The following is a 21,831-nucleotide window of genomic DNA, read 5'->3' on the forward strand; positions in this document are numbered from 1 at the left end:
CTTATAAAAAAAAGAAGTTATTTTATTATATCAAAAGAGGTATTATCTCATGAGGCTTATTCCTTTACAAAATGCACAAGAAGTTGGTGCTTGGGTGGCACAGCGCATTGTGAACAAAATTAATGATTTCAAACCGACAGCGGATCGTCCGTTTGTTTTAGGATTACCAACAGGAAGCTCACCGTTGGTCATGTATCAACAACTTATTAAACAATATAAAGCAGGTAAGGTAAGTTTTAAACATGTGGTTACGTTTAATATGGATGAATACGTAGGACTTCCTGAAGATCATCCAGAAAGTTATCACACATTTATGTATGAAAATTTCTTTAACCATATTGATATTGATAAAAACAACATCCATATATTAAATGGTAATGCAGTAGATATTGACGAAGAATGCCGTCAGTATGAAGAGAAAATTAAAACTTATGGTAAAATCAATGTGTTCGTTGGTGGCGTTGGTCAAGATGGACATATTGCTTTTAACGAACCAGGTTCTTCACTTTGCTCTCGTACTCGAATTAAAACATTAACCGAAGATACACGAATTGCTAACTCTCGTTTTTTTGATAATGATGTTAATCAAGTGCCAAAACATGCACTGACTATTGGCGTTGCAACGTTAATGGATGCACAAGAAGTGATTTTATTAGTTTGTGGTCATAACAAGAGTTTAGCACTGCAGGCTGGAGTTGAAGGATCAGTTAATCACCTTTGGACTGTCACTGCGTTACAAATGCATCCAGCATCGCTTATTGTTTGTGATGAGCCAAGTACTGATGATCTTAAAGTAAAAACCTTAAAATATTTTAAACAAATGGAAGCTGATAATCTAAAAGTGACCGTTTTATAAAGGATAAATCAATGTACGCATTAACAAATTGTCGTATCTATACAGGTTATGAAATTCTTGAAAATCACGCCGTTATTATCGACGGCGATAAGATTACCAAAATCTGTAAACAAGACGAACTATCTGCAAGTATCACTATTGAAGATTTACAAAATGCTATTGTTGCGCCTGGGTTTATTGATATTCAAGTCAATGGTTGTGGTGGCGTGCAATTTAATGAAACACTCGATGCATTAAGTATTGAAACATTAGAAAAAATGCAAGCGACTAATCTTGCTTATGGATGTACGAGCTATTTACCGACTTTAATTACATCGACGGATGAATTCATGATAAAAGCGGTAAATGTGATGCGTGAATATTTAATTAAACACCCTAATCAAGCACTTGGTTTACATCTTGAAGGACCCTATATTAATCCTGAAAAGAAAGGTATCCATGATGAAAATATCATCCGTCAACCATCGCAAGAAATGATCGACTTTCTTTGTGATAATGCTGATGTTATTAAAATTATTACTCTAGCACCAGAAAAAGTTGAAAATCATTTTATTAAACAACTAGTTAACGCAGGAATTCATGTATCGGTAGGTCATTCCAATGGTCATTATGATGATTGTCGACGAGGTTTTAATGCTGGTATTCGTCTAGGCACGCATTTATTCAATGCTATGCCTTATATCACTGGGCGAGAACCCGGTGTAGTGGGTGCAATTTATGATGAATCTGATGTTTATGTTGGCATTATTGCCGATGGGCAACATGTTAGCTGGGCAAATATTCGAAATAGTCATAAAATCAAACAAGATCACTTGATTTTAATTACTGATGCTATGTTATTAGCTGGTTCGAATTTATCCTCAGGAGTATTTGCAGGCAAAACCATTTATTATAAAGACGGTCGTTGTGTTGATGAAAAAGGTACATTAGGGGGATCAGCTTTAACGATGATTGATGCAGTGAAAAATGCAGTCGAACATGTTGGTATTGCATTGGATGAGGCATTAAGAATGGCAACGCTTTATCCTGCTAAAGCAATCGGTGTTGATAAAACTCTTGGTAGCGTTAGCGAAGGTAAAATAGCCAATTTAGTTGTTTTTGACCGTAACTTTACTATTATTAAAACGGTTGTTAATGGAGAGATCAACAGCTAAAATATAAGATAATTAATGAAATATTGAGATATCATATGACCTTTAATTATCTAAACTTAGTTGGAAATGCTGATCTTATCAAACAGCTAAATTATGCCATGATTTATCGTTTGATTGTTCAGCATGCTCCTATTTCTCGTATTCAATTGGCTGAAATTAGCCATTTAGCGCCAGCCAGCATTACTAAAATTACTCGCCAATTGATTAAGAAAAAACTGATTAGAGAGGTTGATGCACAACAATCAACGGGAGGTCGTCCTGCCGTTTCAATTGAAGCTAAATTTAACTATTATCAGACTATTGCTGTTCAGCTCAGCCGTTCACATGTAACAATTGAGCTTTATGATATTGGTGGTAATTGTTTAGCATCGAGTGTATGTCCATTAACGCACTTCACTCAGGAATTTACGCAAAAATATTTGATTGGATTAATTGAGCAATTTATCCAAGATAACAGTAAAAGAATTAAAAATCTTATAGCAATATCCGTAGTTCTTCCTGGATTGATTGATTCTGTACATGGTATTGTTCGTTATACTCCTCATATTCAAGTTAAAGAATGGTCATTAGCTGAAGAACTACAAAAACAATTCAATGTTTCAATCTTTTTAGGGAATGATATTCAAAGTTTAGCTTTAGCTGAAAGTTATTTTGGTACGACACAAAATGTGGATGATTCTATTCTCATTCGTGTCCATCGGGGGGTCGGATCAGGTGTTATTGTTAATCAACAATTACTGACAAATCATAATCAAAGTGGTTGTGAAGTTGGTCATATTCAAGTTGATGCGTTAGGTGATCGATGCCACTGTGGTAATTTTGGTTGCTTAGAAAATCGTGTAGTCAATGATGCTATTGAACATCGTGCAAAACAGATGATTGAACAAGGCTACCCAACCAGATTATCTCGGGACGAATGTAATATAGCTAATATTTGTCATTATGCAAATCAAGGTGATGAACTGGCAATAAAGTTAGTCAAAGATGCTGGTGAGAATCTTGGTCGTGCGGTTGCAATGATGGTAAATATTTTTAATCCGCAACGAATTGTGTTAGCGGGTGAATTAACTAAATCACCAGAAGTATTGTTAAATGCGGTAAACAGCGCATTAAATGCACAAAGTTTAGAGGAATTAAGAAAAAATCTTACTATCAATTGTTCATCACTTGATGACCGATCCGCAATTGGTGCATTTGCATTAGTACAACAAGCATTATTCAACGGTTCGCTCTTGATGTTGTTGTTAGAAAACACTGTGACAATCTAGTACATGTTTAATATAAAAAAGCCCATTAATTGGGCTTTTTTGTTAATTAAGCTAAAATACGAAGCATTCTTCTTAATGGTTCAGCCGCACCCCATAATAATTGATCACCAACAGTAAAGGCTGATAAATAATCTTTACCCATATTAAGTTTACGTAAACGCCCAACAGGTGTAGTTAATGTACCTGTAACAGCAGCAGGAGTCAGCTCACGCATTGAAAGATCTCGATCGTTTGGAATAACTTTAACCCAATCATTATGCGCAGCAAGTAATTTTTCAACTTCTGGAACACTGATGTCTTTTTTAAGCTTAATCGTAAACGATTGACTATGACAACGTAATGCACCAATACGAACACAAAGACCGTCAACTGGAATAATCTGGCTAGTATTTAAAATTTTATTGGTTTCAGCTTGGCCTTTCCATTCTTCTTTACTTTGACCATTGTCTAAAGCTTTATCAATCCAAGGAATTAAACTACCGGCTAATGGGACCCCAAAATTATCGGTTGGTAGGCTGCCATCTCGCATTTTTTGGGTAACTTTGCGTTCAATATCTAAAATAGATGAGCGAGGATCTTGAAGCTCTTTAGCTACTTCAGCATTAAGCATTCCCATTTGTGTTAATAACTCCCGCATATGGCGAGCTCCACCGCCAGAAGCGGCTTGGTAAGTCGAAACGGATATCCAATCAACTAAATTTTCAGCAAACAGCCCACCTAATGACATTAACATCAAACTTACCGTACAGTTCCCACCAACAAAGGTTTTGATACCTCTATCTAACGCTTTATGAATATTAGCTTTATTGACTGGATCAAGAACAATAATAGCCTCATCTTCCATTCGTAGAGTTGAAGCTGCATCAATCCAATAACCTTGCCAGCCCGTTGCACGCAATTTTTTATAAATTTCAGAAGTATAATCACCACCTTGGCAAGTCACAATCATATCTAATGATTTTAATGCATCAATATTATCTGCGCTTTGTAATGTTCCTGTTTTACCGTTAAAAGTAGGTGCAGCTTGACCAGCTTGTGATGTAGAAAAGAAAACAGGATTGATATAATCAAAATCATGTTCTTCAACCATACGTTGCATAAGAACAGAACCAACCATTCCACGCCAACCAACAAAACCAACATTTTTCATAGTTTATTTCCAATAAGTAGATGTTATATAGGTAAAGATTATCTACTATTAAAACAAAATATTGCCATAAAACAAGTAAGATAAGAATTATTTTTATAGGCACTGATAGGATAACGTGGTGTTATATACGTTAAGTTTAATTTAAATTGATTTATTCATGAATAAAGGCAAATCATATTTTTATTGCTTATAAAAAATTGATCTGCCTTTTCACAACAAGTTTTATGCTTTACTGTCAAATAGAATGTTTAAAAGTCCTCATCTTGGATATTATTGTTCATTATTGAAGCAATATTATACCGCTCAATGCCTTGTACCGATGCTTCAATGATTTCTGATAATAAGTCATTTAGACTAATTTCATCAGTTCTTAGCATAAAAGTTGTTAACAACATTGGTATATTTACACCAGTTATTACCTCTAAATTTTGGTGATCAGCCATTTGCTTAACCAATGTATTAAATGGTGTGCCACCTTTTAAATCAACTAAGCATAAAATTTGTGGACATTGCTGCGATAACAGCTTAATTTGATGCTCAATTTGCTGTTGAAAGTCATCTAATGATTGTCCCATTGAGAACGATACAGCTTCACATAGAGTTTGTTTACCACAGATCATTTCTGCTGATTCAACTAGGCTTTTAGCTGATGAACCATGGGTACTTACTAATACAGCAATCATTGTTAAGGTACTCCTTTAGTAATCAAGGCAACGATAATAACGACGAATCGTCATAGGATGACGATTTAAATATTCAACATAAGCATCAATACGATTATTAATGGTACGGAAGACAAACGGTGAAAGATTTCCACGATATTTTTCTGATATACCAGGTAATTCATAGTCTTTAGTATCGATTATGGTGTAATTACCACAGATTTGAGGTAGGAATTTAGCTACTCTTTCACTTAATGAGCGCTGTGTATCTTCACCAACATAAACAGTGACTGCTGTATCACGATCAATGACTTCTAACGTACCATGGAAAAATTCTGCTGATTCAATGGATTTTGAGCGTAACCAATGTTGTTCCTCCCAATAACACATAGCATGAGAATACGTTGCTCCCCATTGATTACCCGCACCAACAAAATAGTGCATAGTGTCGTTATGGTGTTTTTCAGCAACTTCTCGCCCAAATTTATCGGCTTTTTTGGCAACAGCAACAATATTTTTAGCAAAATGTTGATCCATTTCTTGATAAAACTCATCATAGTCAGGGAACTCACCGGCTAAATACATTAAACGATCAGCTGTCATAAAGAATTTTAATTGTTCATTCATTGGATAAGTAATAACATGATGTGCCATTTTCCCTAATGGGGTATCGGCTTTATCCATAAAAGCTAATACGGTTGACCCAACTTCTTTTTGAATTTTTTCAATAGCTGCAACGACTTCCTGTGTGGTACCCGTGACAGATGAAATAATGATCAATGTGTCTTTAGTGATACGTTTGTTTCCTGTTACTAGATATTCAGCCGCATGTTGAACAAACGTTTCAATGGCTGTTTTTTCTTTCATATGAACAACTGCTTGCATTGATGATGCATACGTACCACCAATACCTAACCAGCAAACATTACTATAACCACGATCGTGGATTTTATCAATAAATTCATTAATTTGTGGTCTTAATGCTAAAGCACCATTCATGCTGTCTAATTCTTTCTTTTCGTCATATTTTCTCATTTTTAAATCCTCTTAATTTTAGAACTAGTTATTTCATCAAATTCTGGATAGGCTGATTTTTCAAGATTATGACCTTTTAATCTTGAAACTTGGTAACTTAATAGATGAATAGGAACAGTCATAAATAATGATGCGTATAGTTCATCTATATCAACATTAAGGCACAAGTCCTCTTCTTTAAGATTGTTACTACTATTGGCGTAAATGGTTGAAATATTTTTAACATGTTTATTTAAAAAGACTTTTAATAATTTCGCTCTCTGATCTAACTGACCATGGGGTTCAAGAAACACAATATGATCATCTTCATGTAATCCTAAATATGGACCATGCATGTATTCTTCGAGTTCTTTACCAAAAGCTGTATTGCGTACTGTTTCCGTAAATTTTGTTTCCGCTTCTCTAGCAACTCCATAAGTTGCACCATAACCAATAAATATCACTCTTTTAGCATGATAAAATTGATGTTGGCATTGATTAACCCATACTTGGGATTGTTCAATGACTTTAGGAAGTAAATGAGTAACTTTCTGAAATTGCTCTATATAGTGGTTAAATTGAACATCACTAACACTGTCATTTTTTTGAGCAATTACTAGAGAGATCAATATTAAATCTAGAATGGTTACGCTATAACCAGCACTGACATAAGGCATCTCCTCAACTGGAATTCCCATAGATAAGACATGATGACTAATTTTATACAGTGGGCTATTGGAATTGCTGGTAAGCGTATAGATGGTTTGGTTGTTTTTTATAAATTGTTCTACTAAATGAATGGTTGAATAACTTTCTCCACCTTGCGAAACAGCAATATACAAAGTATTAGGATCACGGTAATGTAAATAATTAGCAGCGATAGAAGGATCTTCAATATAAACAGGTATCTTTAAGATTTTACTCATTAAAGGTCTTGCACCATAAGCTGCGTTGGAACTTGAACCTGTTGCAAATATAACAATTGAGCTAAGTTGTTTAATTTTACTCAGGTCAATATTTTGGGTGAATAGTGCTTGATAATTATCTAAAATGTTCTGATAATATTCAGGCTCTAAGGCAACATAATCAGCGATACTTTTCATTTTTTCTCCTTATTATCCTAATAATCCACTCCAAGCTCCAAAAATACCGATACCCGCTATTAGTAATAAAATCCAATGCGCTTTAAGCCCTTTTTTGTCTAATAAAAAGATGAATAAGGTAAATAACAGAGGTAATATTTGTGGCACAATACCATTAAAAATATCCTGTAATGATGTTGCATCGTCGCCTGATCCTATTGTTAGTGGCATATTTAATGTCACCATCGTTGCTACCATGGCACCAACAACAGATAGCCCCAAGATAGAAGCACCATACGATAATTTATCCATTAAACCAGTCTTTTGAACCTTTTCAATAAAAGAGGCACCAATGTTATAACCAATGAATAGACCAAAATAGCGAGCTAAAACAGCAGGAATATTGAAAATTAATAGAAACAAAAGTGGACCTAAAATATTACCTTGTATTGCTAATGAAGTACCAATACCAGTGGCTATAACCCGTAAGGTTCCCCAGAAAAATGAATCGCCCAAACCACTTAGTGGTCCCATTAATGCAACTTTAACATCATTAATTGAACTTTCATCAAAATCGTTATTCAAGGCATTTTGCTCTTCCATTGCAATAGAAATACCTAACGGAAAGGTAACTAACCAAGGTGTAACGTTATAAAACTCTAGATGTCTTTGATAAGCTTTGGTTAATTGTTCTGGTTTTTGACTATAGATTTTTTCTAAAGCAGGGCGGATTGCAAAAGAATAACCTAAATTCATTTGTCGCTCATAATTCCATGACCATTCGGCGGTAAAAGAACGCCAAAAGGTTCGCATTAAATCGTTTCTAGTTAATCGTTTAGAATTCTTCATTTTCATAGTTGATCTCCTGTCCTACTAAAGCACTGCCTGAAAGATTATTAACTTCTTGATTGTCTGAGGTTATTGATTTTTTGCCGGTAAAGGAAGAATAACCAGTAAGAATCAATGCCATACACGCACCAAAAATGGCAACACCAGTAACAGGTACTTTCATATATACTGCTACAGCAAAACCAAGAATAAAGAATGTTGCATTGGTTTTTTTTATCATAATTTTCATTAGCATAGCAAAACCAAATGCAGGTAATAAGCCAGTTGCGATGCCTAAACCATTAATAACAAACTCAGGAATAACTTCAAGCAAGTTTTTAATTGCTTCACTACCAAATAGATAAGAAAGCCCGACCACTAATCCAATTGGTAGGTTAATGGAAAAGAAACCACCCAAGATATTCATCCGATCAACGCCTTTACCATTTCCTTCACTAGCATACTTATCTGCTTTATGAACAAAGTAAGGTAAAATAAACAAGAAACATAAATTCTTAACTACTAGTACCAGAGAAGCAATTGGAATTCCCAAAGTTAGGGCAACAGCCGTACTTTTACCTGCACCAATAGCGAAAGCTGTTCCTAGAACACTACCTGATATAATTTCTGGCGGGATAGATGCCCCAATGGAAAATGAACCAACAAAGGCTAATTCTAACGTTGCTCCTATAATAATACCTTGGGTGATATCTCCCATTACTAGTCCCGCTAAAGTACAGGTAACTAAAGGTCTAGATAACATTGATGAACCTAAAAAGTATTCACCATTAGCTAACATAGCAATCAAGGCCAAAATAATTGCTGTAATAACAATACTCATTTTGTATTCCTTTTTGTCTATTTTTCGAATTTCTGCTTAGATTCATTTGGTATTTGTTGTATATATACTTCAACACCATCTCGTTGTAATTTAGCTAATAGATCTGCTTCTAAATTGGTTAAATTTATTGTTTTAGAGTAATTCTTCGTTCCGTCACGGGGTTTAGTTCCTCCTAAATTAAGACTAGTTATTTTTCCTTGAATGCCTCGGATTAATTTTTCAGCATCAGCCACGGACTCAACTACAATTAACATTTGATATTTATCCGTTACGCCAGAGTTAATCGCCTCAATACTGTCATCAACAGACTTCATTACTAATTTTGCGTTGTCAGGCTTAGCTAAACGAATTGCTGATTTACGCAGTTCATCACCCGCAACAGCATCATTGGCAACTAAAATTGTATTAGCGCCAACATTTTCAAACCATGAAACAACGACCTGACCGTGAACTAAACGGTGATCAACACGTAATAATTTAATCATTGGGTTACCTCCTAAGTGAAATCGACCACATATTTAGTATTACTAGCAAACTTATATTCAATAGCTATCGGTTCTCTATTAATATCAAAATAGTGATTAGAAATTTTAAATAATGGATCGTTAATGTTGCATCGTAACTGTTTTGCCAATTCAGCATTTGCCGCAATAAGCTGCAAATCCTGCTCTAATTTATCGACCTTTTTTTTACCAGAATTAGTGATTTCGAGGGCTGATAAAACTTTGATGATAGATATTTGGAAATCGGGAAAATTATTAAGAGGTAAGAGAAAAATTTCTTTAACTGCACTGTTTTTTGCAATTTCTAAAAAACTAACGTAATAGATAAGCTCGGAGGGTTTTATTTTTAATAACAGACTATAGTAACTTCCTGCTTGTCTTAAATAGGTATCTTTAATAATTTTTTTATGATTCTGGTAAACAAAGGGTTTAATAATTCCAGTCATTTCTAAAATATTTTGGGTAGATAAGGTTGGTGCAACAAATAAACCAACTCCTTTTTTCCTAACCACCATATTTTTATCAACCAGCAGATCAATTGCTTTTCGAACAGTTGTTCTACTGACATTATAATCCTTTTGCAATTGCCCTTCAGGGGGTAATTTAGATCCAACTCTATAATGTCCAGTATTTATCTTATCCATAAAATGAGTGGCTATTTTTTCAAATAACTTCATTGATGCGTTACCTCATAATTGAAGATATTTTTAGCCGATAAATGATACCGAAATCGATTGCCAACTAAATACTGATCGGTGTGTTCAAATGGTTCGAAATGATTATCAAAACTATAGCTTGATACTTTATAAATTGGTGTACCTTCAGCAACTTGTAAATGTTTTGCTTTATCATCAGTTGCTGCTTCATAAGTAATCTCTTCTCTACCGTGGTTTGGGGTAAAATGGTAATGTTCTTTTAAAAATTGATAAAGAGAAATACCATTTAAATCTATCTGATTTAAATCTTTAAATTTTAGCGATGATAAATATGTAATTTCATAAGAAAGGGGATCTTGGTTTAAAAAGCGTTGTCGAATAATTCTAATTAACGGATCATTTGAACCAAAGAATGCTCTTAATTCAGCAGGCATTTTAATTATTTGGTTGGAAAGTACTTTTATTTTGATTTGTATATCATCATGTTTTTGGACCTCTTCACTAAATGAAGACATCTTCAGCATATTAATTTCAAAAATTTTATGGCATGGTAAGTTTTTATCATTTTGAAAAACATATCCTTCTATCGCTAAATCATTCAATGCGTTGCGTACAGTAGTTCGACTGACACCAAAGTATTTGGCAAGTCCTCTTTCTGTCGATTGATCGCTAATTATGTTGAGATTGGCTCGAATTTTTTCTTCAACATCTGTTTTTGCCGCAATATCACGATATTCCAAAGGTCACACTCCATTTGTGGGCTTTTTTATCCATCAGATATATCTTAATCCATATAAGATTGTTTAAAAAATATTAAAAAAAATACATGTTGTCAATTTTGAGTACCAAAATTGATATAGAGATCACATTTTTTATCGTAATCTAATAAAATTATTCAGATAAAGTGAATTGCGCTAATTAATCTATTTAATTCAGAGGATTAATTTTAATTAATGAAAAGCGATTATGTATAAATGAGGGAATAAAACGATAAACAGATAATAAAAAAGCCTACTCAATTGAGCAGGCTTTTTTTTTAAATTGGTCGGCGAGAGAGGATTCGAACCTCCGACCCACTGGTCCCAAACCAGTTGCGCTACCAAGCTGCGCTACTCGCCGTTAGATTTTTTCTATAAAATGGGGTGGCTAATGGGATTCGAACCCACGACAACTGGAATCACAATCCAGGGCTCTACCAACTGAGCTATAGCCACCATAGAAGTAGGACGAGATATTACGCATAAAAAATAACATTGTCCAGTATAATTTTTCAAAAATGTTCTGACTGCTTATATTAAAAGCGTTAAAAGCTTAATATTTTATCATTACTGATGTAATTAAGCTTTATGTGACATAATATTAATGATTTGTGTGTCGGTTGCTTTCATACTATTGCTAACAATGGCTCCAAGATTATCAATTGAAGCCTCGACGCTATCACAAACTATCCCTTCTTTACCTGTCACTCGAATACGATTTAATGCCATTAAAACAGCTTTAAAACTCGAAGATACCGAAGTTGACACTTTCATTGCACAACTATTGGAGGCTCCATCACAAATAATACCAGATAAATCACCAATCATACTACAAATAGCCATATCTACTGGTTCATATTGTCCTTTACCAAGTAACCATGCCATACCAGCGGCAGAGCCCATTGCTGCGGTTGATGCAGCACAAAGTGCCGATAAAGGCGGGAATTTACTATGAATATAAATTGCAATGGTATGAGATAAAATGAGTGCTCTAGCCAATTGTTCTGTTGTTGCTTTTAAATAATCGGCAACCACCACCACGGGCATAGTTGCGGTAATACCTTGATTTCCAGAACCAGAATTGCTCATCGCAGGTAAAGTTGCACCACCCATTCGAGCATCGGATGCTGCAGTTGTGCGAATAATCACTTTAGATAACAGGTCATCAGCCAACAAGCCAGTTTTTGTTTGTTCATTTAGTGTAGCGGCAATACTTAAGCCATAATCTCGCCTTAATCCTTCTTGAGATAATGCATCGTTTAATTCAGCAGAATGTAAAATAAATTCGATATCATCAAAATTACAGCGTGTTGCAAATTCATATATCTGTTTGACTGACATCTGAGTTATGATTGAATCTTTTTTAGACTCGTCTTGTGTTTTATTCTCTGCTTTGAAAATGATTTCACCATTTTTTTCTATTAACACTATGTTTGTGTGTGATTTTTCGATACATACTCTAACATGATCGGTCTTAGTGTAAATATTGGCTTCAGAATAAATAGCTGCATTATTATTAGCAATGTGTACAGTGACTTTTTGCTCTTTAAGTAGCGTTTTAGCTTGGTTAATTTGTTTCGGTGTAATTTTTTTTAGTACTTCAAGACCTGCTTTGGCATCACCACCTATTGCGCCAATAGCTGCTGCAATAGGTAACCCAACCATCCCTGTACCAGGCACTGTCACTGCCATACCATTTTTCATTAAATTTGGTGAAACATAAGCATCAATGTGACGGATACTGTTTTTATCAATATATTTAGTAGCAACCGCTGATGCCAAAGCAAGAGATATGGGCTCTGTACAACCTAATGCAGGTAAAACTTCATGTTTCACTAATTGAATTAATTCTTTCCACACTACTTGTTGTTCCATTTTTTATCTCCATATCATTGCACTATGATAAATAGTGCTAGATGGTAAAACATTTTATAAAAGATAAATATAATAGTTAGTTTAAATTTTAATGTTAAGATTGCAAAGTAAATAATTAAATATGTTGCACTGGAATAAATAAAGTTTATTATTTAAATTATTTTTAGCAAAAAATTATGTTAATCTTTTTAAAAAAATATGTTGCAATTTTAGCATGAATCTAAACTTTTATTTGGTTAAACAGTGAATTAAATAATCAAGAATTGTTCAAAATATGTAATATTTTAGTAAAATTACCTGACTTTTTTTTTATTATTGTAATAATGTAACTACATAAAATTAAATAATAATGGCGATATATGATAAATATTTTGTTAATTGATGATGATGTCGAATTATCACAGATGCTTAGTGAATATCTAACCAATGAAGGTTTTAATATCAAAAGTGTTTATTTGGGTAAAGATGCTATTGATGAAGCATTATCGGGGAAATATCGTGCTGCAATTCTAGATGTTATGTTGCCTGATATTAATGGTATTGACGTTCTTAAAAGTATACGTCAACAGTGTAATATGCCCGTTATCATGTTAACAGCTAAAGGCGACAATATTGATCGTGTGTTAGGTTTAGAATTAGGCGCAGACGATTATATCCCTAAGCCGTGTTATCCTCGTGAACTACTAGCCAGATTACGCGCAGTATTGCGTCGTTTTGATGAACGAACAGTTGAGTTAGTGGATGATAAAAAATACCATTTTAATGGCTTGACATTAGATTTACCTCAACGATTATGTACATGGAATGGACAAGTTATTGACTTAACATCGACTGAATTTAATTTATTAGTTTTACTCGTAAAAAATAGTGAACGAGTTGTGACTAAAGAAGAATTATCTGAAGTTGGACTTGGTCGCGCTAGAGAGCTTTATGATCGTAGTGTTGATGTCCATATCAGTAATATTCGTCAAAAATTATATCAAGTTGCCCAAAATGACGTGACAATTGAAACCATCAGAGCTGTAGGTTATCGTATTCGTTAATGACAGTAGGTTTGCTATGAATCGTCGATTATTTTGGAAAATACTTGTTATATTTTGTGTGATGTTTTTTCTTACCTTTCAGTTAACATGGATTGCTTTTTCGCTCTATGTAGAAGACAAAAATAGACAAGTTCTCAATCATATGCCGACTAAAGTCGATATGATTGCGCAATTATTGCATGTGGCTGGTGAAGAAGATACACTTAATTTTATTGCACATTTACCCGAACGAGAGCGAGTATTGCTGTCAATAAAATTGGTTTCTCCTCAAAATGATCAAGTTAATATCCTAAATGATGAATTAGAATCTCCGAATTATATGTACCAACGTTCGGCCGTTGCTCCTGATGGAACACTGTATTCTGTTTCGTTTAAAAAAGAAGAAATAAATACTCAGTTCCAAAAAATACTGTTTAATATGCCAATGCCTATTACACTAACGGGAGTTTTAGTTGGACTCACGTTAAGTCTTACTTTAGCCTGGAATTTAACTAAACCAATGCGGTTATTAAGACAGGGTTTTTTTCGAGTATCACAAGGTGATCTTTCGGTTCGATTATTTGATAAATTAGAATATCGGCATGATGAGATAAGCGAAGTAGGTAAAGATTTTGATATGATGGTTGAACAACTCAATATCTTAATCTCAGATCGTCAAGCATTGTTGCATGATGTATCGCACGAACTTAGAACGCCGCTGGCGCGTTTGCAGTTAGCTATTGGGCTTGCTCAGCAGAATAAACAAAATATCGATACATGTTTAGCAAGAATTGAGCTGGAATCCGAACGATTAGATCAGTTAATTGGCGAAATATTAAAATATTCCCGTTCCGAAATGAACAATCGTAATGATGAATATTTTGACTTGAAAGATTTATTAAGTGTAGTGATCAATGACGCTAACTATGAAGCAAATCATCAATCAATTGATGTGCATTTTATCCCTTCAACCATTAATCATTCGATAGTCAAAGGCAATTCAGAACAGATACGTCGCGCGATTGAAAATATTATTCGTAATGCGATTCGCTTTTCACAATCTGGGCAAGCTATTGAGGTCTCGTTAAAAGAAACGAACAAATATTTACAAATAGAAGTTAAAGATCGCGGACCAGGTGTTGAATGGAATAAATTATCCAGTATTTTTGAACCATTTGTTCGTATTCAGTCACCACAACTTGGTAAGGGTTATGGATTGGGATTAGCTATTGCTCGAAAAACCGTCGTTATGCACAACGGTACTATTAAAGCAGCTAATCGAGAAGGAGGTGGGCTTGTTGTGACTATATATTTACCGTATTGGCGTAAATTACAAACAATTGCACCTAGTAACACTCGCTATTAACGGACAATACGTATTCTTTAATTAAGTCCCGTAATTTAATTTTATCATGCCCTGTAAAGGTCAGGGTTTGGATAATTTTATTCGGTTCACTGTCTAATATCTGTTTATACTGAGCAATATATTGACTGGCAATAGGTTGGTATGACCAATGCCACTCTTCAGGAAGATAGCCACCTTTACGACCTTCGTTAAAGGCTTGGCAAAAACCGTACTTAGGCATATTTTCTTGCAACCATTTATAGAGAATAATGCCTTTTTTATCCTGCCTAAAAAAATCGGATGACACACTAGTGATATCAATGTCTGTACCCCAATGGTGTCTCGAAGTACCAGGCATTGATGAAAATTTTAAAATTTCCGTTGCAATGTTTTGTGGATCATTGATTTTTTTTAACAATGCATCCCATTTACGTTGCCAAATGCCATTTTGATACGTGTAATTACGAGTTGCACTTACCACAATAAAAGGAATATCTGGATGTCTCTTCTTAAAATCATTATAAGCTTTGATTAGTTGCTCTGTAGGCTCTTTTTGTAGATACATTCCGTTTTTGTTAACAGGTAAAACGGTTGAATCTAATGGTATAAAATCTCTGTCTTTTTTTTCGTCAAATTGCCCTGTAAGTTTATTTAATGGAATTGAATGTGCCATAGTGATTGTCAAATCTAAAAATAGAGTTAATATCAATATAATATTGAGAATTAATTTTAATTTTATTGTTTTTATTATCATTTTGAGTTTCTATAATATTCTATTAGCCAGATAAGGTGAAAACCAGTATAATCCTTTCCCTAAAAATTGAAATAGCCATAATGTGTAAAAACGAGGCCTTATGTTAAAATCTGCTACATCTAACACGTCTGTAATTAATTCAGATGCTGCTAATACAATTAATGTTCATTCAACACAAGAAAAAATAAATCTACTCAATTTTACGCGTCAGCAATTGCGTGATTTTTTTATATCGCTTGGGGAAAAGCCCTTTAGAGCTGATCAAGTGATGAAATGGATCTATCATTTTGGGATAGATGATTTTGATCTGATGACCGACATCAACAAAAAGCTCCGTGAACAACTAAAAAAATTAGCTGAAATTAAAGCGCCTAAAATTGCTCTTGAACAGCGATCATCGGATGGTACCATTAAATGGGCATTAGATGTGGGTAATAATCAGATGATTGAATCGGTTTATATCCCTGAACGTGATCGAGCAACTTTGTGCGTATCATCACAAGTGGGCTGTGCGCTGGAATGCAAATTTTGTTCAACTGCTCAGCAAGGTTTTAATCGCAATTTAACCGTTTCTGAAATTATTGGTCAGGTTTGGCGAGCATCAAATGCGATTGGTGTCACAGGCAAATTAGCCGATCGGCCGATCACGAATGTTGTTATGATGGGTATGGGTGAACCTTTACTTAATTTATCTAATGTTGCACCAGCCATGGAAATCATGTTAGATGATTTTGGTTATGGTTTATCAAAAAGACGCGTCACACTTTCAACCTCTGGTGTAGTACCGGCATTAGATAAATTGGCAGGAATGATTGATGTTGCCTTAGCGATTTCACTTCATGCACCAAATGATGAAATCCGCAGTGAAATTATGCCAATCAACCAAAAATATAATATGGCCATGCTGCGTGATTCAATTTTACGTTATCTATCAACATCAAATGCTAATCACGGTAAGGTGACAATCGAATACGTTTTACTCAATCAAATCAATGATAGTGTTGAACATGCGCATGAGCTGGCAAAGTTCTTAAAAAATGTGCCAAGTAAAATCAATTTAATTCCATGGAATCCATTCCCTGGCGCACCTTATTCTCGTTGTTCAAATACCCGAATTGATCGCTTTATGAAAACATTAATGGGGTATGGATTTACGGTTATTGTTCGCAAAACCCGCGGTGATGATATTGATGCCGCTTGCGGGCAGCTTGCTGGTGAAGTGGTTGATCGAACTAAACGAACCTTGTATAAAAAGCAAAACCTTGTTCAGAAAACAGCATAAATCTTCTAATATAAAAAAGGAAGTGTAAATGAAAAGATCGTTAATAGTGTTCAGCTGTTTTTCTATGCTAATGCTTGCAGGTTGTCAAACTAATAATAGAGAAGAGTTTGACCCAGAAACTGCTGCATTAGCAAGAATGCGATTAGGGTTAGGTTATTTAGCTAAAGCCAATGAATCCGAAGATAATATTAAGGCTGCACATTATAATCTAAAATTAGCTTCCCAGTATTCGCCCAATAATCCACAAGTGATGCTAGCAATGGCAATGTTTGATCAGCATGTTGGCGAGTATAACGAAGCAGAAATGATCTACAAACGTATTACATTAATGCAACCTGGTAATGGTTTATATCATGTTCATTATGGTTCTTTTTTATGTGGTAGAGATCGTTATCAAGAAGCCCAAAAACAATTTAAACAAAGCCTAGATCTCGACAAACATCATTGGAAAGCTGATGCCTACGAGCAGTATGGTTATTGTGCGATTCAAAATGGCGATACAAAAACAGCAGATCTTATGTTCAAGCAACTTTTTGAATATGATTCAAGTCGCCGAAGTAGTGTAATAAAAACAGCGGAAATTTATAAAAACAAAGGCGATGAAAGTGTCTCTAACTATCTGTTATTAATATCCAAAAAAATAAATTACAAGAATTAGAATAAATATCATTAGAAGCAAGAGTAACAATCATGAGTTTTTGGGCTATTTTATTACTAGCATTAGCCATGTCGACGGATGCATTTGCGGTAGCGATTTGTCGTGGCGTATCGCTCAAATCAACACCGTTTTTAGGGGCATTAAAAGTGGGGATCTTATTTGGCATTGTTGAAGCCATTACCCCAATACTAGGCTGGTTAATTGGCTATATTGCCTTGCAATATATCGAAAAATGGGATCATTGGGTAGTGTTTATTATCATGTTATTTTTAGGTATAAACATGATTTATAACAGCCTAACATCATTAGATGAAAACGATCAGGAAGAAGAACTAGTATCAGCAAATAATAAAAAATCTTTTTTTATGTTAATCTTTACCGCTATATCAACTAGCATTGATGCATTTGCCGTTGGGGTCGGTTTAGCAATGGCGAATGTTAATATCTATTTTACGGCATCAATGATTGGGTTAGCAACGTGTGTGATGGTGACAACAGGTCTATTACTAGGAAAAAAATTAGGCTGTGTTGTTGGCAAAAACGCGGAGCTTTTAGGCGGATTAGTGCTGATTACAATTGGTATAATTACACTTTATCAACATTTAACAACCTAATTTTAATATGTTATAAAAAATTTCTTTAGGTATAAAAAAACCACTCACATAACGGAGTGGTTTTTATTAGGAGAAACAGCAGAATTACATCATTCCGCCCATTCCACCCATGCCGCCCATACCTGCAGCAGCACCTAAATCAGCTTTATCATCTTTAGGTAGATCAGTAACCATACATTCAGTTGTGATCATAAGACCAGCAACAGATGCAGCATATTGTAATGCGCTACGCGTTACTTTAGTTGGATCTAAGATACCCATTGCGATCATATCGCCGTACTCTTCAGTTGAAGCATTGTAACCATAGTTACCTTTACCACCTTTAACTGCGTTAACAACAACCGATGCTTCTTCACCACAGTTAGTCACGATTTGACGTAATGGCGCTTCCATTGCACGAAGGGCAACTTTAATACCAACGTTTTGATCTTCGTTTGCACCTTTAAGGTCTAAAATTGCAGATGCAGCACGAACTAACGCAACACCACCACCGGCAACCACACCTTCTTCAACCGCTGCACGAGTTGCATGTAATGCATCTTCAACACGTGCTTTTTTCTCTTTCATTTCAACTTCTGTTGCTGCACCAACTTTAATTACTGCAACACCACCAGCTAATTTAGCTACACGTTCTTGAAGTTTTTCTTTATCGTAATCAGAAGTTGATTCTTCGATTTGTTTACGAATTTGTTCAACACGTGCACTGATTAAAGACTCTTCACCCACACCATCGATGATAGTGGTATTGTCTTTATTGATAACAACACGTTTAGCTTGACCTAGGTCTTCTAAAGTAGCTTTTTCAAGCTCTAAACCGATTTCTTCTGAAATTACCGTACCAGCTGTTAAAATCGCGATATCTTGTAACATGGCTTTACGACGATCACCAAAGCCAGGTGCTTTAACTGCAGCAACTTTAACAATACCACGCATAGTGTTCACAACTAAAGTGGCTAATGCTTCGCCTTCAACATCTTCAGCAATGATTAGTAGTGATTTACCTGCTTTAGCCACTGCTTCTAATACTGGTAATAATTCACGGATGTTAGAGATTTTTTTATCCGCTAATAAAATATATGGGCTATCTAATTCAACAGTAGCTGTTTCTGGTTTATTGATGAAATATGGTGATAAATAACCACGATCAAATTGCATACCTTCAACAACATCAAGCTCGTCTTGTAAACCAGTACCATCTTCAACAGTAATAACACCTTCTTTACCCACTTTTTCCATTGCTTGAGCAATTAAAGTACCCACAGTTTCATCTGAGTTAGCAGAGATTGTACCTACTTGAGCAATCGCTTTAGAGTCTGCACAAGGTGAAGATAATTTTTTAAGCTCTTCAACTGCTGCAACAACTGCTTTATCGATACCACGTTTTAAATCCATTGGATTCATGCCAGCCGCAACCGCTTTTAAACCTTCGTTAACAATTGCTTGCGCAAGGACTGTTGCGGTAGTTGTACCGTCACCAGCGGCATCGTTTGCTTTTGAAGCCACTTCTTTAACCATTTGTGCACCCATGTTTTCGAATTTGTCTTCTAATTCGATTTCACGAGCAACTGACACACCATCTTTAGTAATAGTTGGTGCACCAAATGATTTATCTAATACTACGTTACGTCCTTTTGGACCTAAAGTGACTTTAACTGCATCAGCTAATACATTCACACCCTTAAGCATTTTAGTACGGGCATCATTACCAAATTTTACATCTTTAGCTGCCATTTTGTATTTCTCCTAAATTCTGTCTATAAATTAAATTATTTGCCAATTACGCTTGAACAATGGCTAAAATATCGCTTTCAGATAAGATAAGTACTTCTTCATTATCAATTTTTTCTGTTTTAACGCCATATCCTTCATTGAAAATTACGATATCACCAACTTTAACATCGAGTGGTTGAACTTGACCATTTTCCAAAATGCGACCATTACCAACCGCTAAAACTTCACCACGTGTTGATTTACCCGCAGCTGAGCCTGTTAAAACAATACCGCCAGCTGATTTTGATTCTACTTCTTTGCGTTTAATGATCACACGATCATGCAATGGACGAATTTTCATTAGTTATCTCCTAGCACTAATTTAAATTAAATAATTATTAACAATAAATCATAAAATTATGATCTATATAATATAGTGAACATTACATGGGGTTTATTTTAAATTCTTCAAGATAATAAAATTAAAAAATTTTCTAATTGATTAATTATTAATCATCTTTACGCTCAAATTCCCCCTCAATTACATCATTAAGTTGCACATTGCTGCTAGAAGAAAATGAGCGAACTTTGAAAGGAAATTTTTTAACAATAAAGCGAACAATATAATCTTGAATGCGTGGAATTAACAAAATCGCGCCAAGCATATCGGTTAAAAAACCCGGAATTAGCAATAAAAAACCCGCAAAGAGTAAGGACACGCTCTTAATAATTTCATCTTTAGGGCTTTGATGATTAGCAATTTTTTGTTGCATAATACTTAGGTTATTTAAACCCTGCTTTTTAATTAAAGAAAACCCAATAATCGAAGTGGCAATAATGCCAATTAAAGCAAGAAAAACACCTATTGAATCTGCAACGTTTATAAAGAAACTGAGTTCAAAATAAGCATAGATAAAAAAAATAATAAATCCAAAGACTCGCATATAAAATTCCTCTAAATATAGAGTGATATTATGTCATAATAAGTTATTAATATAGTGATAACTAGTTAAATTTCAACCAAACAGTAGAGTTTTTTTAAAATATCTTATAAAAAGGATTGACGGATAATCGGGAATCGTGTTTAATACACCTCCATTGTTGCCCGGATAGCTCAGTCGGTAGAGCAGGGGATTGAAAATCCCCGTGTCCGTGGTTCGATTCCGCGTCCGGGCACCAATTCTAAAAGAACACCAGCGAAAGCTGGTTTTTTTGTGTCTGATGTTTATCAATTCTGATTCTATTAATAATTACTTGCCGATATTCTTTTACACTTCTATTTTTAAATACAATTTAATTATCATTTTTTTTAAATCTGTTTATTGAACGGTTTAATACTTTGTGAGCTATCTCACAAAATTAATGTAATATTTGTCATAATATCCAATCTTTTGCATTCAGTTTATGGAATGATGGATATCAAACATTTACAACAAAAAATCAGCGATCTCTCCATTTGGAAAAAAGGCGATCAAAGAGCTCCGCATAAACCTTTGTTACTATTTTACGTTTTATCTCAATATAAGTAGGGGCATGAGCGTTTGTTTAATGATAGTACTGAAATTGAAAAGCCATTGTTAGATTTATTGATGAGATTTGGTCAAGCAAGATCGCATTATTATCCGAATATGCCTTTTTGGCGTTTACAAAGCGATGGGGTTTGGCAATTAACTAATATTGAAGGAAGTTTAAAAATGGAAATATCAAGTGGAGTTAATGGTCATCAAAGGGTTGAAAAATTGTTCTGGGATTTTGAAGTTAAAAATATCTTACTACCAGGTATAAAAGAAGATTATTTG

22 protein-coding genes, 3 tRNA genes and 1 pseudogene are annotated in these 21,831 nt (G+C 34.6%); 10 read left to right on the forward strand and 16 right to left on the reverse strand.

Annotation, left to right across the window (positions count from 1 at the left end; all coding sequences use genetic code 11):
* Positions 1-49: 49 nt before the first annotated feature.
* Genes nagB through J3U19_RS06935 form a run of 3 tightly spaced genes read left to right on the forward strand, consistent with a single transcriptional unit; the run spans position 50 to position 3,278 of the window.
* Positions 50-856, forward strand: a complete 807-nt coding sequence (nagB, locus tag J3U19_RS06925) for a glucosamine-6-phosphate deaminase (protein ID WP_267341105.1) — start codon at positions 50-52, stop codon at positions 854-856.
* A gap of 11 nt (positions 857-867) precedes the next feature.
* Positions 868-2,010, forward strand: a complete 1,143-nt coding sequence (gene nagA / locus J3U19_RS06930) for an N-acetylglucosamine-6-phosphate deacetylase (protein WP_267345839.1) — start codon at positions 868-870, stop codon at positions 2,008-2,010.
* Positions 2,011-2,045: 35 nt separating this feature from the next.
* Positions 2,046-3,278: an ROK family protein gene (locus J3U19_RS06935; RefSeq protein WP_267341108.1), complete on the forward strand. Its 1,233-nt coding sequence runs from the start codon at positions 2,046-2,048 to the stop codon at positions 3,276-3,278.
* 46 nt (positions 3,279-3,324) lie between these two features.
* On the opposite strand, the gene asd is transcribed toward J3U19_RS06935, so the two are convergent.
* From asd to J3U19_RS06995, 12 genes are all read right to left on the reverse strand, one after another.
* Positions 3,325-4,428 carry an aspartate-semialdehyde dehydrogenase gene (asd, locus tag J3U19_RS06940; RefSeq protein ID WP_267341109.1) on the reverse strand — a complete coding sequence of 368 codons (1,104 nt, stop codon included), beginning with the start codon at positions 4,426-4,428 and terminating at the stop codon, positions 3,325-3,327.
* A gap of 248 nt (positions 4,429-4,676) precedes the next feature.
* Entirely contained in the window at positions 4,677-5,111 is a 435-nt protein-coding gene (locus tag J3U19_RS06945; protein WP_267345841.1) for a PTS sugar transporter subunit IIA, read from the reverse strand.
* Between the two features lie 15 nt (positions 5,112-5,126).
* The gene (locus J3U19_RS06950) at positions 5,127-6,125 is read right to left on the reverse strand and encodes an SIS domain-containing protein (RefSeq protein ID WP_267341112.1); all 999 of its coding nucleotides are present in this window, start codon (positions 6,123-6,125) and stop codon (positions 5,127-5,129) included.
* Positions 6,126-6,127: 2 nt separating this feature from the next.
* Positions 6,128-7,207, reverse strand: coding sequence for an SIS domain-containing protein (locus J3U19_RS06955; RefSeq protein WP_267345842.1), 1,080 nt, complete (start codon positions 7,205-7,207; stop codon positions 6,128-6,130).
* A 12-nt stretch (positions 7,208-7,219) separates the two neighbouring features.
* Positions 7,220-8,041 carry a PTS system mannose/fructose/sorbose family transporter subunit IID gene (locus J3U19_RS06960; RefSeq protein ID WP_267341116.1) on the reverse strand — a complete coding sequence of 274 codons (822 nt, stop codon included), beginning with the start codon at positions 8,039-8,041 and terminating at the stop codon, positions 7,220-7,222.
* Complete coding sequence (locus J3U19_RS06965; protein ID WP_267341118.1) at positions 8,022-8,855, reverse strand: PTS mannose/fructose/sorbose/N-acetylgalactosamine transporter subunit IIC; 834 nt, start codon at positions 8,853-8,855, stop codon at positions 8,022-8,024. Before J3U19_RS06965 ends, J3U19_RS06960 begins: the two co-directional genes overlap by 20 nt.
* 17 nt (positions 8,856-8,872) lie before the next feature.
* Entirely contained in the window at positions 8,873-9,340 is a 468-nt protein-coding gene (locus J3U19_RS06970) for a PTS sugar transporter subunit IIB (protein WP_267341119.1), read from the reverse strand.
* A gap of 11 nt (positions 9,341-9,351) precedes the next feature.
* Complete coding sequence (locus tag J3U19_RS06975) at positions 9,352-10,035, reverse strand: GntR family transcriptional regulator (protein WP_267341120.1); 684 nt, start codon at positions 10,033-10,035, stop codon at positions 9,352-9,354.
* Positions 10,032-10,754 (reverse strand): GntR family transcriptional regulator, encoded by a 723-nt coding sequence (locus J3U19_RS06980; RefSeq protein WP_267341122.1) that lies wholly within the window; start codon positions 10,752-10,754, stop codon positions 10,032-10,034. The genes J3U19_RS06975 and J3U19_RS06980 overlap by 4 nt, the downstream gene beginning before the upstream one ends.
* A gap of 302 nt (positions 10,755-11,056) precedes the next feature.
* A tRNA-Pro gene (locus J3U19_RS06985) sits at positions 11,057-11,133 on the reverse strand.
* A 19-nt stretch (positions 11,134-11,152) separates the two neighbouring features.
* A tRNA-His gene (locus tag J3U19_RS06990) sits at positions 11,153-11,228 on the reverse strand.
* A 123-nt stretch (positions 11,229-11,351) separates the two neighbouring features.
* Entirely contained in the window at positions 11,352-12,647 is a 1,296-nt protein-coding gene (locus J3U19_RS06995) for a serine dehydratase subunit alpha family protein (RefSeq protein ID WP_267345843.1), read from the reverse strand.
* A gap of 362 nt (positions 12,648-13,009) precedes the next feature.
* Between J3U19_RS06995 and J3U19_RS07000 the strand changes: the two genes are divergently transcribed.
* Positions 13,010-13,690, forward strand: a complete 681-nt coding sequence (locus tag J3U19_RS07000; RefSeq protein ID WP_416380266.1) for a response regulator transcription factor — start codon at positions 13,010-13,012, stop codon at positions 13,688-13,690.
* A 16-nt stretch (positions 13,691-13,706) separates the two neighbouring features.
* The gene (locus tag J3U19_RS07005) at positions 13,707-15,035 is read left to right on the forward strand and encodes an ATP-binding protein (RefSeq protein ID WP_267341126.1); all 1,329 of its coding nucleotides are present in this window, start codon (positions 13,707-13,709) and stop codon (positions 15,033-15,035) included.
* On the opposite strand, the gene J3U19_RS07010 is transcribed toward J3U19_RS07005, so the two are convergent.
* Positions 15,016-15,768, reverse strand: coding sequence for a M15 family metallopeptidase (locus tag J3U19_RS07010; RefSeq protein WP_267345844.1), 753 nt, complete (start codon positions 15,766-15,768; stop codon positions 15,016-15,018). The two genes, J3U19_RS07005 and J3U19_RS07010, sit on opposite strands and share 20 nt — an antisense overlap.
* A 100-nt stretch (positions 15,769-15,868) precedes the next feature.
* Between J3U19_RS07010 and J3U19_RS07015 the strand changes: the two genes are divergently transcribed.
* The 3 genes from J3U19_RS07015 to J3U19_RS07025 are packed head-to-tail and all read left to right on the forward strand — an operon-like array spanning position 15,869 to position 18,322.
* The gene (locus J3U19_RS07015; protein ID WP_267341129.1) at positions 15,869-17,050 is read left to right on the forward strand and encodes a bifunctional tRNA (adenosine(37)-C2)-methyltransferase TrmG/ribosomal RNA large subunit methyltransferase RlmN; all 1,182 of its coding nucleotides are present in this window, start codon (positions 15,869-15,871) and stop codon (positions 17,048-17,050) included.
* A gap of 28 nt (positions 17,051-17,078) precedes the next feature.
* Positions 17,079-17,708 (forward strand): hypothetical protein, encoded by a 630-nt coding sequence (locus tag J3U19_RS07020; protein WP_267341130.1) that lies wholly within the window; start codon positions 17,079-17,081, stop codon positions 17,706-17,708.
* 32 nt (positions 17,709-17,740) lie between these two features.
* Positions 17,741-18,322: a manganese efflux pump MntP family protein gene (locus J3U19_RS07025; RefSeq protein WP_267341131.1), complete on the forward strand. Its 582-nt coding sequence runs from the start codon at positions 17,741-17,743 to the stop codon at positions 18,320-18,322.
* 84 nt (positions 18,323-18,406) lie between these two features.
* Here the strand turns inward: J3U19_RS07025 and groL are convergent, their stop codons facing one another.
* The 3 genes from groL to J3U19_RS07040 all read right to left on the reverse strand — a co-directional run bounded on the left by groL (position 18,407) and on the right by J3U19_RS07040 (position 20,976).
* Positions 18,407-20,053, reverse strand: a complete 1,647-nt coding sequence (gene groL / locus J3U19_RS07030) for a chaperonin GroEL (protein WP_267341132.1) — start codon at positions 20,051-20,053, stop codon at positions 18,407-18,409.
* A 46-nt stretch (positions 20,054-20,099) separates the two neighbouring features.
* Positions 20,100-20,393, reverse strand: a complete 294-nt coding sequence (locus tag J3U19_RS07035; RefSeq protein WP_034915350.1) for a co-chaperone GroES — start codon at positions 20,391-20,393, stop codon at positions 20,100-20,102.
* A gap of 148 nt (positions 20,394-20,541) precedes the next feature.
* A complete protein-coding gene (locus tag J3U19_RS07040; RefSeq protein WP_267341133.1) occupies positions 20,542-20,976 on the reverse strand; it encodes an FxsA family protein in 435 nt (144 codons plus the stop codon).
* A 159-nt stretch (positions 20,977-21,135) separates the two neighbouring features.
* Between J3U19_RS07040 and J3U19_RS07045 the strand changes: the two genes are divergently transcribed.
* Positions 21,136-21,211 (forward strand) — tRNA-Phe (locus J3U19_RS07045).
* A gap of 230 nt (positions 21,212-21,441) precedes the next feature.
* Positions 21,442-21,714, forward strand: a pseudogene (locus J3U19_RS11550) (restriction endonuclease); the annotation flags it as partial.
* Between the last annotated feature and the right edge of the window lie 117 nt (positions 21,715-21,831).

Source organism: Gilliamella sp. B2828 (genome assembly GCF_026537125.1).
In the GTDB taxonomy this organism is placed as follows: domain Bacteria; phylum Pseudomonadota; class Gammaproteobacteria; order Enterobacterales; family Orbaceae; genus Gilliamella.

Bases quoted from the DNA above. Each gene is read 5' to 3' on its own strand.
- J3U19_RS06965 (WP_267341118.1), bottom strand. From the start codon at position 8,855: ATGAGTATTGTTATTACAGCAATTATTTTGGCCTTGATTGCTATGTTA.
- asd (WP_267341109.1), bottom strand. From the start codon at position 4,428: ATGAAAAATGTTGGTTTTGTTGGTTGGCGTGGAATGGTTGGTTCTGTT.
- J3U19_RS07005 (WP_267341126.1), top strand. From the start codon at position 13,707: ATGAATCGTCGATTATTTTGGAAAATACTTGTTATATTTTGTGTGATG.
- J3U19_RS07020 (WP_267341130.1), top strand. From the start codon at position 17,079: ATGAAAAGATCGTTAATAGTGTTCAGCTGTTTTTCTATGCTAATGCTT.
- groL (WP_267341132.1), bottom strand. From the start codon at position 20,053: ATGGCAGCTAAAGATGTAAAATTTGGTAATGATGCCCGTACTAAAATG.
- J3U19_RS07010 (WP_267345844.1), bottom strand. From the start codon at position 15,768: ATGATAATAAAAACAATAAAATTAAAATTAATTCTCAATATTATATTG.
- J3U19_RS06955 (WP_267345842.1), bottom strand. From the start codon at position 7,207: ATGAAAAGTATCGCTGATTATGTTGCCTTAGAGCCTGAATATTATCAG.
- J3U19_RS07025 (WP_267341131.1), top strand. From the start codon at position 17,741: ATGAGTTTTTGGGCTATTTTATTACTAGCATTAGCCATGTCGACGGAT.
- J3U19_RS06975 (WP_267341120.1), bottom strand. From the start codon at position 10,035: ATGAAGTTATTTGAAAAAATAGCCACTCATTTTATGGATAAGATAAAT.
- J3U19_RS06970 (WP_267341119.1), bottom strand. From the start codon at position 9,340: ATGATTAAATTATTACGTGTTGATCACCGTTTAGTTCACGGTCAGGTC.
- J3U19_RS06945 (WP_267345841.1), bottom strand. From the start codon at position 5,111: ATGATTGCTGTATTAGTAAGTACCCATGGTTCATCAGCTAAAAGCCTA.
- J3U19_RS07040 (WP_267341133.1), bottom strand. From the start codon at position 20,976: ATGCGAGTCTTTGGATTTATTATTTTTTTTATCTATGCTTATTTTGAA.
- nagA (WP_267345839.1), top strand. From the start codon at position 868: ATGTACGCATTAACAAATTGTCGTATCTATACAGGTTATGAAATTCTT.
- J3U19_RS07035 (WP_034915350.1), bottom strand. From the start codon at position 20,393: ATGAAAATTCGTCCATTGCATGATCGTGTGATCATTAAACGCAAAGAA.
- J3U19_RS07015 (WP_267341129.1), top strand. From the start codon at position 15,869: ATGTTAAAATCTGCTACATCTAACACGTCTGTAATTAATTCAGATGCT.
- nagB (WP_267341105.1), top strand. From the start codon at position 50: ATGAGGCTTATTCCTTTACAAAATGCACAAGAAGTTGGTGCTTGGGTG.
- J3U19_RS06995 (WP_267345843.1), bottom strand. From the start codon at position 12,647: ATGGAACAACAAGTAGTGTGGAAAGAATTAATTCAATTAGTGAAACAT.
- J3U19_RS06960 (WP_267341116.1), bottom strand. From the start codon at position 8,041: ATGAAAATGAAGAATTCTAAACGATTAACTAGAAACGATTTAATGCGA.
- J3U19_RS06950 (WP_267341112.1), bottom strand. From the start codon at position 6,125: ATGAGAAAATATGACGAAAAGAAAGAATTAGACAGCATGAATGGTGCT.
- J3U19_RS06935 (WP_267341108.1), top strand. From the start codon at position 2,046: ATGACCTTTAATTATCTAAACTTAGTTGGAAATGCTGATCTTATCAAA.